Origin of the sequence: Methanomicrobium sp. W14 (assembly GCF_017875315.1) — an archaeon.
Classification (GTDB): Archaea; Halobacteriota; Methanomicrobia; order Methanomicrobiales; family Methanomicrobiaceae; genus Methanomicrobium.
In genome coordinates this window covers 21,134-34,610 of sequence record NZ_JAGGMM010000003.1, presented here as the reverse complement: position 1 = coordinate 34,610, position 13,477 = coordinate 21,134, and the positions used below count along the sequence as shown (strand labels likewise).

14 protein-coding genes are annotated in these 13,477 nt (G+C 42.1%); 7 read left to right on the top strand and 7 right to left on the bottom strand.

The genetic code is table 11. The features are described from left to right. Window positions 1-565: 565 nt before the first annotated feature. Window positions 566-1,264 (top strand): DUF2116 family Zn-ribbon domain-containing protein, encoded by a 699-nt coding sequence (locus J2128_RS09505; protein ID WP_209690972.1) that lies wholly within the window; start codon window positions 566-568, stop codon window positions 1,262-1,264. Here J2128_RS09505 and J2128_RS09500 read toward each other — a convergent pair. Then, complete coding sequence (locus J2128_RS09500; protein ID WP_209690970.1) at window positions 1,257-2,516, bottom strand: tyrosine-type recombinase/integrase; 1,260 nt, start codon at window positions 2,514-2,516, stop codon at window positions 1,257-1,259. The genes J2128_RS09505 and J2128_RS09500 overlap by 8 nt on opposite strands. 251 nt (window positions 2,517-2,767) lie before the next feature. On the opposite strand from J2128_RS09500, the gene J2128_RS09495 reads away from it, so the two are divergent. From J2128_RS09495 to J2128_RS09480, 4 genes are all read left to right on the top strand, one after another. Beyond that, window positions 2,768-4,198: a S9 family peptidase gene (locus J2128_RS09495; protein ID WP_209690967.1), complete on the top strand. Its 1,431-nt coding sequence runs from the start codon at window positions 2,768-2,770 to the stop codon at window positions 4,196-4,198. Window positions 4,199-4,672: 474 nt separating this feature from the next. Further along, the gene (locus J2128_RS09490; protein WP_209690965.1) at window positions 4,673-5,152 is read left to right on the top strand and encodes a PadR family transcriptional regulator; all 480 of its coding nucleotides are present in this window, start codon (window positions 4,673-4,675) and stop codon (window positions 5,150-5,152) included. 178 nt (window positions 5,153-5,330) lie between these two features. Further along, window positions 5,331-5,714, top strand: coding sequence for a metal-dependent transcriptional regulator (locus J2128_RS09485; protein WP_209690963.1), 384 nt, complete (start codon window positions 5,331-5,333; stop codon window positions 5,712-5,714). A gap of 338 nt (window positions 5,715-6,052) precedes the next feature. Continuing rightward, window positions 6,053-7,252, top strand: coding sequence for an aldo/keto reductase (locus tag J2128_RS09480; protein WP_209690956.1), 1,200 nt, complete (start codon window positions 6,053-6,055; stop codon window positions 7,250-7,252). A 129-nt stretch (window positions 7,253-7,381) separates the two neighbouring features. Here the strand turns inward: J2128_RS09480 and J2128_RS09475 are convergent, their stop codons facing one another. From J2128_RS09475 to J2128_RS09450, 6 genes are all read right to left on the bottom strand, one after another. Then, complete coding sequence (locus J2128_RS09475; RefSeq protein ID WP_209690955.1) at window positions 7,382-7,936, bottom strand: hypothetical protein; 555 nt, start codon at window positions 7,934-7,936, stop codon at window positions 7,382-7,384. 260 nt (window positions 7,937-8,196) lie between these two features. Further along, complete coding sequence (cynS, locus tag J2128_RS09470) at window positions 8,197-8,637, bottom strand: cyanase (RefSeq protein WP_348632404.1); 441 nt, start codon at window positions 8,635-8,637, stop codon at window positions 8,197-8,199. Between the two features lie 497 nt (window positions 8,638-9,134). Then, window positions 9,135-9,539: a putative zinc-binding protein gene (locus tag J2128_RS09465; protein ID WP_209690952.1), complete on the bottom strand. Its 405-nt coding sequence runs from the start codon at window positions 9,537-9,539 to the stop codon at window positions 9,135-9,137. An 11-nt stretch (window positions 9,540-9,550) separates the two neighbouring features. Continuing rightward, window positions 9,551-9,781: a thioredoxin family protein gene (locus J2128_RS09460; RefSeq protein ID WP_209690950.1), complete on the bottom strand. Its 231-nt coding sequence runs from the start codon at window positions 9,779-9,781 to the stop codon at window positions 9,551-9,553. 5 nt (window positions 9,782-9,786) lie between these two features. Continuing rightward, complete coding sequence (locus J2128_RS09455; RefSeq protein ID WP_245323593.1) at window positions 9,787-10,053, bottom strand: hypothetical protein; 267 nt, start codon at window positions 10,051-10,053, stop codon at window positions 9,787-9,789. A 5-nt stretch (window positions 10,054-10,058) separates the two neighbouring features. After that, entirely contained in the window at window positions 10,059-11,132 is a 1,074-nt protein-coding gene (locus J2128_RS09450; protein ID WP_209690948.1) for a permease, read from the bottom strand. Between the two features lie 273 nt (window positions 11,133-11,405). On the opposite strand from J2128_RS09450, the gene J2128_RS09445 reads away from it, so the two are divergent. After that, complete coding sequence (locus J2128_RS09445) at window positions 11,406-11,813, top strand: helix-turn-helix transcriptional regulator (RefSeq protein WP_209690947.1); 408 nt, start codon at window positions 11,406-11,408, stop codon at window positions 11,811-11,813. A 220-nt stretch (window positions 11,814-12,033) separates the two neighbouring features. Continuing rightward, on the top strand, window positions 12,034-13,344 hold the full coding sequence (locus J2128_RS09440; protein ID WP_209690945.1) for a serpin family protein: 1,311 nt from the start codon (window positions 12,034-12,036) through the stop codon (window positions 13,342-13,344). The last annotated feature ends 133 nt before the right edge of the window (window positions 13,345-13,477 follow it).

The following is a 13,477-nucleotide window of genomic DNA, read 5'->3' as shown; positions in this document are numbered from 1 at the left end:
TCTCAATCAAAAAGTCAAAAACTTGGAATGAAATCTTTTCGGTGAGTATCCAACAGGACAGTCTCGTTTTTCGTTTACTTATATTCATACCATCTCTGTGGGTCGGGTTACGTATTAATTTTTAAATGTGAAGCGATAAGTGTAACATATGCCCAAAAAGACCTCTGAATCAAAAAACATGTTGTATAACCCTTCAATTCGCAAATATTATGAAAATCTAATCATGTCGTTTCGTAAGGAGATCTTTTTGGATTTGTGCCAATTAAATGTATATTCAGAAAACAAATTTAACTTTACAATACCGGGTATAAGAGAATTCATAACTAAACACCTATTTTATTATTTATTTCGTGAATATTTTTATTTTCGCAGTTCAGATCCCCTGTTTTATAAAATAAGTAGAATACTTAATGTCGAAAAGGAATTTTTGGAGCCTATGTGTTCAAACCTCCAAGAGAACCTAACTATTCTCAGTAGACCAGTAGCATTATACCTCTACAGAAATTCGCATGGCTCAAAAGGTCACTTAAAGTGTCTATCGGCATACGTAAGGTATTATCAATATATGGATCTTGGAATATATATTCACAAAGTTAAAAAGGATGATTTTGAAACTGCTATGAAATATAACCATATTGCTATTTCTCTGGAAAACGAATATCAGAAATATTGCAGAAGAAAACTGGAGCATTATGGATGCTTTTACGAGAAATTAGACAATCTCTTAAGTGATAAACCTGTAATTTCACCTAGAATTCCACTAGATTTGAATCCTGAACCATATTTTATTTATTTCCATAAACTAGATAATTTTCGCGATAGATATCTATCTGAACTAAAGGAATACTCAAAGGAGTATTTAGGAAATCATAAATATCGCCAAATAACAGAAAAAACAAGCAAATTTTGTGTATTGGGTGAATTACCTGAAAATAAATTTTTAGATAACTCTGATGATGATATAAAATATATAGGTAAATTGAGGTATCTCAAAGAAGACCTGAGTAGTAACAAATTGCTTTTAAGCCATGCACTATGCCAGAGATATTGCATTATGTGTGGAAGAAAATTTTTTAGTACTAAAAAGGCTCTCTTTTGCAGCTATGAATGCAGATCTCAATATCATTTAAGAAAAAAGAAATATGAATCAAACATTAGAATTTGCCCAATTTGCGGAAAACCAATAACTGGCCGTAAAGATAAAAGAACATGCAGCAATGCCTGCAGAACGGCACTTAGCCGGAAAAAAAGAAAAATTAGTTAATTTTTTTTGTATATTCCGAGATTATTTCAACTAATTTTTGAGGGTCTTCACGTGCTGTTGCCGTTACAAAATTATTAAGGAACCTCTGAATCTGATCATATGCAAGTGCTGTTTGATCATCAAGAGGAAGACCGCATTTCCTACAGAACTTAGCTGAATTGCTGTTTATACTTGCACATCTTGGACACTGAATAGCTTCAAGAGTAGTCTTTTCAAATTCTTCCTTTGGCTTTATCCCTTCAAACTGATAAAAAGTCTCGTCAATATAAGTATCATCAAGATGAAGATACGTTTCAAGCTGATCAGTTGTCAACGAACCCCAGCAGACCCGTTTTATGTAGGATTCCGGGTAACCTGCTTTAACAAGATGAGTTATTCTGCTGTGTCTGAAAATATGAGGAGTTACGTTTTTCTCAATACCAGCCTTTTCAGCAATTATCTTAAGCTGTTTTCTGATTCCGGCATAAGTCATATACTTATGAGCCGGTCGTGATTCGTCGTTCCCATGATGCGGGTCATTATTTACGTAAGTTAAGAAAACAGGCATATCAGGAGTTATTTTATATGGATAATCATCCTTTAAATTAGCCAAATAGGGTGTGGTATTCGCCAAAGGAATCCTGCGTGGCTTCCCGGTTTTAAAATCAGTATTCACAACCAAACCAGTATCTCTGAATTCCACATCTCCCCACTTTAAATTACCTATTTCACCTGCCCTGAAAGCTCCTTCATAGAGCATACTGATCATCGCCCTGTCCCTGTTGTTTGAACAGGCTTCAATCATTTTTTTGACCTCAGCAGGAGTGAGAATATCACCAACAGTTTTTGTCATCTTATCTCGAGTTGGAATTTTGATTTTTTTAATTTCCTTCTCTGGTATAGATGAATATCCGCTGTCTATTAGCCAGATGTAAAACCTTTTCAAAAAATTAATGTGATCTCTTAATGTATTCTGCTTATATTTTGTACCATTCTTAGATTTTACGCTTCGGATCTCTTTTATACCGATAACTATGTCATCATAAGTACTGTTTTCATATTCAGATACAAAATTTCTCCAAAGAATTAAAGAACGACAGATTTTCAGTTGTCTTCCTGTTGAAATATCATTATTTACAGTAATTCTGGATATAAAAGAGTTTATTAACTGTTTATCCCGTTCGGTTATTCTCCCGTCTTCAACGGCTCTTATAAGAGACCTATTATAGTCCCTTGTGTTTTGGTTATCACTTCTATGGAAAACAATTTCCATATTTTCGATGCTCTGGTAGTGTGGTAGTACCATAGATCAATCTATTCAGTTAATACAATAAATAGTTAATGGAGCATTTAACCTAATGTATTAAAGCTCCATATCAGCACTCTGTCCTGAAATTTAACTATTCTGAATATGATAGTCACATAGTTTGTACATGACCGAAAGCATACAAAGTCACATATAAATCCTGCTGAAATTTTCGTAAAAGTTATCACTACTGCTATTCTACTATTCCGTAGTTAACTATGAAATCCGGGAGAGCCTGTAAAATAGATATCATAACCTTAACCCTCCTGACAACATTGATAACAATTGTTTTTGCCTTTACAATTTCTTCAGGCTGCACCGGTCAGGTTCAGCAATCGCAGACTTCACCCGCTGTTGATGCAACTGAAACACCTGAAATTCCTGAAACGTCTGTAAAACCTGCTCCTGTCAATTCTTCGCAGATATTTGGCGATAAGGAATTCAATTTTCAGTTCCTGAGGACAATCGGGGCTTCGTATTCGGGTGAGGCTGACATCGGGGAGTGCCTTTCAACCGCGTCGCGAATCACAGAAGGGGATTTTGAGAGCTGGTACAGAGAATGGAATAAAACCGCGGATGCCATCCGGGATGCGGGTGACGAAAGTCTTGCGGCCGGGCACAGGCGTTCTGCAATGGAAGCATATTACCGGGCTGCAACGTATTACCGCACAGCCGAATTTTTCCTGCACGGAAATTCCTCTGACCCCCGAATCCCTGGAACGTGGGAAAAGAGCCGTGACTCTTTCCGTGACGCACTGGCACTCGATGACGTCCCTTATGAGATTGTCGACATCCCGTATGAGAATACGACTCTTCCTGGCTATTTCTATATGGCTGATGATTCCGGCACACCGCGACCGCTTCTTATCATCCAGACCGGCTTTGACGGCTGCCAGGAAGAGCTCCATTCCTATGCGATGGAAGGAATAAAACGCGGGTACAATGTCCTGACGTTCGAGGGGCCGGGCCAGGGTGAAGTGATAAGGGTTCAGCATATTCCGTTTCGCTATGACTGGGAAAATGTCATCACACCTGTTGTTGACTATGCAGTGAGCCGGACCGATGTCGACGAAGACCATATTGCACTCTGGGGAATTTCCCTCGGCGGATACCTCGCTCCCCGCGGTGCCGCATATGAGCACCGTATTACGGCGCTTATCGCAGACCCTGGTACATATGACGTCGGGGAAACTCTCCTGAAAAACCTGCAGAAAGAAGGGGGAGCGGCTGCGGACACGACTGAAGAAGACCTGAATAAATGGCTGCAGACAGACCCTGACGAGTTCAACGATGCCATAAAAGGAGCTATGGCGGGTGATACCGGCACCCGGTGGCTGAACGAGAACGGGATGTTCGTTTTCAGTGCCGGCTCTCCAGCACAGTTCTGGGCAAAATGGATGAATTTTTCACTTGCAGGAATTGCCGAAAAGATAAGCTGTCCGACACTTGTATGTTCCAGTGATAACGACCACCTGGACCCCGGCGGTTTGCAGGCAAAGGAGCTTTACGGTCATCTTACATGTGAAAAGAAATACATATTATTTTCAGACGAATACGGTGCCGGCTCGCACTGCCAGTTCGGAGCGTCCGGGCAGTCTTTTGGTGCCAAATTCGACTGGCTTGATGATATAATGGGAATGAAAGAGTAACGAGTCCGGGATGTGACACTGCCGGCCCGTGACCACCTTTTTAGGGTATTTATTTGAATTTCCGGGGACTGATATAGTTGGTGCCACCGGAAAGTACAGTGATTGTTAAAGCTGTCATTTTTATTCATTATTTGGAGCAGGTTAAAGAACAGCTCTTTTTTCGTGCATTTGATGTTTTATGGAGGTGAAACAGAAAATACCGCTTTTGTGTGTGTGTTCTCTTCATGAAACCTTTGAAAAACTTGTGGCTACAGGTTATATCAGGTATAATTCTTTTATACATACTTATTCTTCCGGAGGAAAAAATATATAATGCAATATTATTTTGTCCGTTTTTTCAGGAATTTTTTCCTTTTATCAGTTTACCGGGTAGAAAACTTTTTATAAATTCTCTCCCAATATCGTATTGTCGATATCGGTAAACCGATATCAGTTAAACGATGTCGGCAAATAACTGATGCGAAAGGGATGCTAATGAATGACAATCGTGCTGAAATGAGAGCATTTATGAGAAAATTCAACCGTATAGGTTTTTTCCGTGGATACGGCGGGTTAAAAATCATAGTCCTGCGTTTGTTAAATGAAGGACCGAAAAACGGGGCCGAACTTATGGACGCTATTGACCTTATGACTCATGGTCACTGGAGACCGTCACCGGGCTCCATTTATCCGCTCCTGGGTAAGGCTGTTGAAGATAAACTGATTATAAAGAAAGAAGACGGAAGATATGAGCTGACAGAGGAAGGGTCTGAGGAGATAAGCATGTTTGGTACAGGTGAGTTTGAAAAACCGGGATCAGTTGATGCCATACTTAGAGATATGGACAGTAATCTTTCATACATTGAAGATTTGCCGTGCGAAAAAATTGAGCAGTACGAAAAAATGCTTGACAATATCGAGCAGAAGTTAGGCAGAATTCAGAAAAAACTTCATTCTACAGGTGTTGAGCAGTAAAGTCATTCCGTGCAGGATAGGATTTGAAGAGGCATGGGCCTTTCCTCCTCTTTTCTAAAATTCATCCCGTTTTGGTTTTGAACCTGTTTAAAGGCAGTTTAAATAAGGCTGTACGGCCGTGGTCCATACAAAATGCTGGATTTTAAGCCCCCCCTATGTGTCTTACCGGTTTATGAATATGGCTGAAAAAAAAGTTACACTGAAAAATAAAGACCTCCTTGAAGCAATTCGCAGGGTTTCAGGCGGAAATGATCGCGTAAAGCCGCGTGATGTTGAAGCGGCGCTGGATTTGACTCCTGCTGCCGTAACTAACGGGATTAAATGCCTTTCTGACGCAGGACTTGTAAACTACAAACCTTACTGCGGCGTTACTCTGACCAGTGAGGGAGAACGCTTTGCCGGACAGGTGGAGCAGTCGCGGATAGTGCTCTGTCATCTGCTTGAATTTATGGGATTAGAGCCGGTTATAGCATGCCGGGATGCCTGCATCATGGAGCACTGCCTTTCAGGTGAGTCATACCAAAAAGTTCTCAGTGCTGTTTTTTCATTGAAAAAGAGATGACCTCAAAAAACCTATTTTTTGCCTGAATTGTTCTTTTCAGTCATTTTCCGGTAAAATCACAAAATTTACTGTATCATTAATGTTAGTATAAAACATCTTTGTTTGTATTCACTGAATAAGTTATATTGTACAAACAGATACTAAGATAGAAAAGGAAAACAGTGGTACTGGTTTTCAGTTGGCGGGTATTTAATGATTCTAAGCCTGGTGCGGCCGGTAAAAAAGGTGATTACAGTGACCTGCTGCTTAAATACGGCTGAAAAACAAAATCTGATTCAGTGTTATGGCATCAGAAAGTGCAGGAATATTTATGAAACGATAAAGAAGGTGATTCTGAAATGTTATACAGAAAAGTTCCTAAAAACGGAGACGAACTCTCGATACTCGGGTTCGGGTGCATGCGTCTTCCGGTGAAAGAGGACGGCACAATTGATGAAGAAAGGGCAAAAAGGCAGGTGAGGTATGCAATAGACAACGGAGTAAACTACGTTGATACTGCCTGGCCTTACCACAACGGCGGAAGCGAGCCTTTCTTAGGCCGTGCCCTTGCAGACGGGTACCGTGAAAAGGTAAAACTTGCAACGAAGCTTCCCTCGTGGCTTATTGAAGAGAGGGAGGATATGGACAGGTTCCTGGACGCCCAGCTTAAAAAACTCAATACCAGTCATATTGACTATTATCTTGTCCATGCCCTTGTCGGAGACCTGTGGGACAAAGTTAAAAACCTGGGCGTGGCTGATTTTCTTGACAGGGCAAAGGCTGATGGACGGATTGTAAATGCAGGCTTTTCCTTTCACGGTGCTTCCGGGGACTTCAGACGTATCGTAGATGCCTATGAATGGGACTTTTGCCAGATTCAGTACAACTATCTCGATGAAAAAAACCAGGCCGGAACTAAAGGGTTGGAATATGCTGCCTCAAAAGGTCTTGCTGTAATCGTGATGGAGCCTCTACGCGGAGGAAACCTGACGAAAACCGTGCCTGAGGTTGTAAAGGAAATCTGGGACGAAGCCCCTGTGAAAAGGACTCCTGCAGAGTGGGCCCTTCGCTGGGTATGGAACCACCCTGAGGTCACTGTAGTTTTGTCAGGTATGGGTGATGAAGAGGAGGTCAGGGAAAACCTTTTGGTTGCAGATGAGGGATACCCTGATTCGCTTTCCGGAGCCGAACTTGATATTATAAAAGAAGTTGAGGGCAAATACCGGGAACTGATGAAAGTGGGCTGTACAGGCTGCCATTACTGCATGCCCTGCCCTTCCGGCGTGAATATTCCGGGCTGTTTTGAGCAGTATAACAATATATCCCTCACCGGTGACCCTGAAAATGCAAAGTTTGTTTATGCTGCGCAACAGGGGGGGGTTCTTTCCGTGGGAGAGCCTGAGTATGCGTCCCTGTGCATTCAGTGCGGCGAGTGTGTCGGGAAATGCCCGCAGCATATCGATATCCCGGCAGTTCTTGAGTCAGTTGTAAAAGAAATGGAAGGGCCTGACTTTGAAGAGAGGATTGCCGCTGCAAGGGAAATATTCAAAAAGAAATGAAGGATGCCGGTTAAAACCCTTAAAACCGAAGAAATACATTTAATCTCTATTTTTCAGGTATTTTGGGACTTGTTTTCTGATTAAAATACGGATGAATTAACTGTTCTTTCAGCACCGTGATTTTAGGACTCATGAATCAGGTCTTTTGCCTGTCGCTTCGAAGAATGTATAGCAGAACGTACCGTTTTCCCCTGCTGTTTTGTATAAATCAGATATTCCCCTGTCCCATTCGTATTTTGTGATGATTCCAGAGGAAATTGCTTTTTCCTCGACTCCTTCAACCATTGCCGTGAATGTCTTTTTCGTAAACCCTTCCACTAGCTCAGGGTATGACGAATCGGCATATATTATTCTCGGAGAGACGTGGACGTCTGAAAGTCCGGCCTCTCTCAGGACCGGATAAAGCTTTCTTCCTATAAGAGCGTCTCCACCTGCCTTTTTCTGCAGGGCAACCAGACATTCTATGTCCTTTTTTGCGAAACCGCTGTCAGGGAAGAAGAATGCCGACCCGTGATCACCTTCAATGACGGTCATTGTCCCGCACCCGGCTTCAAGAACAAGGGAACCCGGAGGATAAGTTATATCCCCGTAAAGAATTTTATTAAGAGTTTTGGCCTGTACTGACAGTCTTTTGGCTTCGTTATCCGAATACCCGTGAACGTAGCTTTTGTTTTCTCTGGACATATATATACATTGTTGTTTAAATTTTGTATATGATATACTTTTATCACCAGAGATTTTGTTTTTCTGCGAGTTGCAGGGATATCTAAATTGATGAATTGTCTGGCTTTTTTTGTTTTGCTGAAAAAGAAAAAATGCATCTGCAACAGGCCTTGCAATGAAGAAGGCAGAAATGAAAATTTTGCTTTCATAAATCTGCCGAAAAAAATAAGTTAGGTAATTAATTGGCTACTAAATTATGGCATCTGTTGTATTGTCGTTTTTTACCATTTCCTGTACGGGAGAAATTTTCCGTTGAATTCTACTATTACGCGATCACCTTTCGGGTCTTCCTTTTTTCTTATGTCTATCTGAAAGTCTATTGCGCTCATTATGCCGTCGCCGAACATCTCATGAATTATGGCTTTCATAGGGACGCCGTAGACCGTCATTATCTCGTAGAACCTGTAAATCAGAGGGTCTGTAGGGACAACTTTGTCTGATCCTTTTAATGGGCATCCGGTAAGAATTCTGGTGCATTCCGGTTCAAGATCAAGTATCTTAACTGTCTTTTCGGCTTCTTCTTCACTCATACCGGCCTGGCCGAAAAGAGCCGCCGCTGTCCATACCTTGTGTCTGCCGACAGCATTTGCAACCTCTTCAAAGGTAAGGTTTTTGGCTCTCATTGAATCAAGAATCTTTTCGTTTAACTCTTCTCTTTTTATATGAGATCACCGCCGTTTTCTGTTTTTTTCAGGCTGTCCTCTTCTTTTTTCAAGCTAAGACATCTATATTAAATCCGGCATTCATTACTACAGAGATTCTTTCTCGTTGTGATGATGTGGGAATTAATACATCCTGAATTTTTTTCTTTTTTTTCTTCTTTACTGAAGAGATGTACAAAGATAATTTTCCGGGGAAAACCTTTGCTTTTCCGCGATTTTTCCTTAAATAACGAAAGTTCTTCTCTTCTGTGAACAGTGCACCGTTCTACCTGCCAAAGACAGGCTGGAAGATAATTTCTATGTTACAATATATAATGGTTTCTCGCAAAATCACATTGTCAGGCCCATTGATCTTTTAAGCCTGCAAAAAAAGGATTATTCCGGGTATATTCATGCGCTTTTGTTTATTTGGGTCATTTTGCCCGGAGAGCGGTCCGCAAAGCAGTTGGATAAAAAAACTGATTTTTTGTTACCTGAAAATTAACCCCTGAATATTTTTATTTTCCTGTCTTTCCTTTTCCTTCCCAGAGTGCCGATACTACGGTTTCAACGTCGTCGTCAGTGAAATCTTTGGGTTTTCCCTTTTTTTGGCCAAGTTCAGTCACCACAAGGTGTCTGGATACGGGGATATTCTTTGATTCGGCAATTTTTTTTGCACACTGCATCGGGCACCCGTCAAGAATTACAATTTCATCAGCATCCTTTGCACTTTTTATTATGTCTTTTGCACCCGATGCAAGGAGTGCAATGCATGCGGCGCTTCCGAACCCTTCTTCTGTGAGCTGTATTGCAGCAAGGTTTGTAACCTGCCCGGTGTTTGCATGACCTGAGCACGGGAAAATAATTTTGTTTGTATCGGAGCTGTCTCCGCACGAACACCTGGGAGTCTTATTTTCAGTCATTTCAGTCACCTTTATGATATCAGCTCTTTTATTTCGGCAACATCCGCGACACGCCCGGAGACCTTAATCTCACCGTCTATGACAAGTGCCGGGGTGAGCATAACTCCCCTTTCCATGATTTCCGTTATGTCTTCAACCTTTACGACCTCTGCTTTCGACCCTGTTTCGACAACGGCCTTTTCAACGTTTTTCATAAGTCTTTTGCATTTGACGCATCCTGTTCCAAGTACTTCAATCTTCATTTCTTTCACTTTCCGTTTTTATACTCTTTCAATATAGCGCTGCGGTAGTTTTCATATGCCCCGGCCGGGACGTAGTTATAGATTTTTACCTCTTTCATCAGTTCATCGGCCGTCTTTTCTTCCCCGGAGATGTTTTTTTCCCTGACTTTTAGGCATATCACCTCAAACATCGAAATGCCTGTGGGTATCCCGTTTATGTTGATTCTTTTAATCCTTTGCGCCGCTTCGGCGGCGCAGCAGGGTATTCTGTCGTATATGCCCATTTCTCCCATATTTCTTACCCGATTATAATTCCGTAAAGGTAACCGCCTGCTGCAGAGAAGGCAATTACAAGTCCTGCATAGACAAGCGTTTTTTTTGCACCCATGACTTTTGATATGACAAGAAGTGAGGGGAGACTTACGCTTGGGCCTGACAGGAGAAGTGCGAGTGCAGGGCCTCCTGCCATAATTCCCGACGAGTAGCCGAATGTCGTCCCGATAAGCGGGACTTCAAGAAGTGTCGGCATGTAAAGTATCGTCCCCACAAATGATGCAAGGAGTGCCGAACCGAATGTGTCGGACCCGAAGAAGGGGCTGAACGTTTCAGGGGGAAGGAAGAACGAGATCATGCCGAGTGCAAACGTCCCGACTATTAATATGGGAAAGATCTTTTTTGTAAGGTCCCAGGTCTCAAGTCCCCATTCCGTCACTTCATCGCGTTCGAAGTAGTATATGAGCACAAATGCCGTTGCAAGTGTCAGGAAGTATATCACCGGAAATTTAATGATCCAGTCCGCCTGTGCAGTTCCTGCAATCAGTATTCCTACGAGAAGGGCAAAGAAGAGAGGTGTAACCCATTTCGGCCTGTCCTGCGTTTTTTTTGCAGGTGCCTGAGGCATTGCGGCCATTTTTTTCTTTGTCTCGCTGTCATGCGACCTGAACAGAAGCGCCATTATAAGCCCGATAACGATTGCCATGACGATTGCAAAAACCGCTCTTGCAAGGCCGATATCGAATCCGAGGACTTTTGCGGTATAAACAATTGCAAGAATGTTTATCGCCGGTCCTGCGTAAAGGAAAGTCGTTGCAGGGCCTATACCACTTCCGCGTTTGAAAAGACCTGCAAACATCGGCAGTATAGTGCACGAGCATACGGCAAGGACAGCCCCGGATACAGACGCAAGGCCGTATGCAACGCTTTTTTTTGCGTCGGGGCTGAAGTATTTCAGTATGGCCTCTTTTTTGACGAATGCGGATATTGCTCCTGCAATGAAAAAGGCCGGTATAAGGCAGGTCAGGACGTGTTCGGAGAGATAACTGATAAGGGTATCAAAACCTGTTATCAGCGAGCCTGTCAAAAGTTCAATCATTGTTTAACCCTTCATCTTGTAATTTACTGTTTTGTTCGTTTTTGGCAAATCAGAAAATCTGCAATGACAATTCAAATTTTCTTGAAATGGATGCGGCGTGAAAATATATATGATTTTCTGTTTCAGCTTTTTTTGAAATTACCCCCTGTAAAAATACTGTCATTTAATACATTGTGAAGCATAAAATGTTTCAGGACATAAATTAACGATAGTATCTACAGGGCTTATAAGACCATGAAAATTAGATCTTTTAATAAGTGCGGGAGGTAGCTAATGAATAAAAAAAATACTTCTTTTCCGGCCGATTTTCTTCCTGAAGGTGTTGAGCAGTCTTTGTACGGGTGTGGCGGAATCGGCGGCTTAACCGGTAGACTGCCACCTGATTCCGAAACTGAAGCACTGGCAGCGGTTTACCGTGCACTTGCGGACAGCAACAGGGTGAAGATTTTGTTTATGCTTAACGTCCAGCCGCTGTGCGTCTGTGTAATAAAGACTGTTCTTGGCATCGCAGATTCAAAGCTTTCGTATCACCTGTCGATTCTGAAGAAAAGCGGGCTTATATCAGGCGAGCAGAAAGGGACATGGATAATATACAGTCTTACGGAAAAAGGTAAAAAGTGGCTTTATTCGGGAATTAATGCGAATGCGGCAAGAAAGGACAGAGCGGACGGCTTTTTCTGATGAAATTTACTGTTTTATCCGGAAATTTTTCTGTAAACTGTAAAAGAGACAAAATAATTATCGCTTTAAGCGCCAGATTTTAAAAATACCTTCCGGGAGGTTTAATTTTTCAGGGCAAAATTATCCCGTAATTACTATTTTTTAAGACCTGCTGATAATTGCAGATTTTTTCGAAGTCAACGCTTGTATTTAATATTTCCCGGATCATATATCAGAAAACATGATCAAAAAGGTTATGCTAATTCCTGTTATGGGAATTCTTGTTATCCTCTGTGCGATTTTCGCTGGGTGTACGTCTTCGCAGACACCTGCGGACAACGCTACCGGTGCAGGCGTTACGCAGACGCCCGGGGGAACGCAGAATCCTGTATCCGCGGAGGACCCGGTAAAAGCGGTTTTGAGTGCGAACAACAACTTTGCTTTCTCCCTTTACAGGACGCTTTCGGGTGAAAATTCAGTCGATACGAACCTTTTCTTTTCGCCGTATTCGATATCCTCAGTCTTCGCACTTGTCTATGAAGGCGCAAAAGGTGACACCGCCAGCCAGATCTCTTCCGCCTTTTACTTCCCCGAAAACACTGCCACTTTAAGAGAAGGCTACAAAGAGATGAACTCTGCACTTAATTCAGGAAATGAAGGGTATGATTTGAGCACGGCAAATGCCCTTTGGGCGGAAAAGACCTATCCTTTCCTTGAAAGCTATATAAATACTGCAGAAGATTACTATTCCGCGAACACTACAAACCTTGACTTCGTAAACCGGCCTGAAGAGTCCAGGACAGAGATAAACGACTGGACTTCCGGAAAAACGAACGGAAAAATTACCGATCTTATACCTGAAGGTATGATAGACTCGTCAACGATGCTTGTAATCACGAATGCGATATATTTCAAGGGTGAATGGGTAAAGCAGTTCGATAAAAACGAAACCACGAAATCCGACTTTACGACTGCATCCGGAAAGACCGTTTCCGTTGACATGATGAAGAGAACGGATGATGGTGCGATATTCGGCTATAACGAGACCGATTCGCTGCAGGTCCTGGACATGCCTTATTCAGGCGACAACGGTGAAAACCTTTCAATGCTTGTCCTTCTCCCGAAAGATGGTTCTCTTAAGACGGCCGAAGATGTCCTCAGTTCCGGCCGGCTTGAAAATATCACCTCGTCTCTTAAGGAGCAGCGGGTAATTGTCGGTTTCCCTAAGTTTAAGCTTGAAACTGAGTATTCTCTTCCACAGACTCTTAAAAAAATGGGTATTACCGATGCGTTCACTTCAGGTGCTGACCTCTCAGGAATGGACGGAAAAAAAGACCTCTTCATAAGCGGTGTCGTACACAAGGCCTATGTTGATGTGAACGAGGAGGGGACCGAGGCTGCTGCGGCAACAGGAGCCACGGTTTCACTGACTGCCGTCATGAACGAGAATCCTGTACCGGTATTTATTGCTGACCATCCGTTTATATTCGTGATACAGGACGACGACACAGGCAATATTCTCTTCATAGGAAGGTTATGTAACCCGGAATAAGATAGTGAGACATTTTTCCCAGGAAAAATTTCTTTTTTTTATTTTTTTAAATGCATGATGGCTAAGACTTAAAGAATCCTGTCCTGGACAGATGCGGGTGTAATGATAAAAGACTGTTTTTTTGAATGTTTTA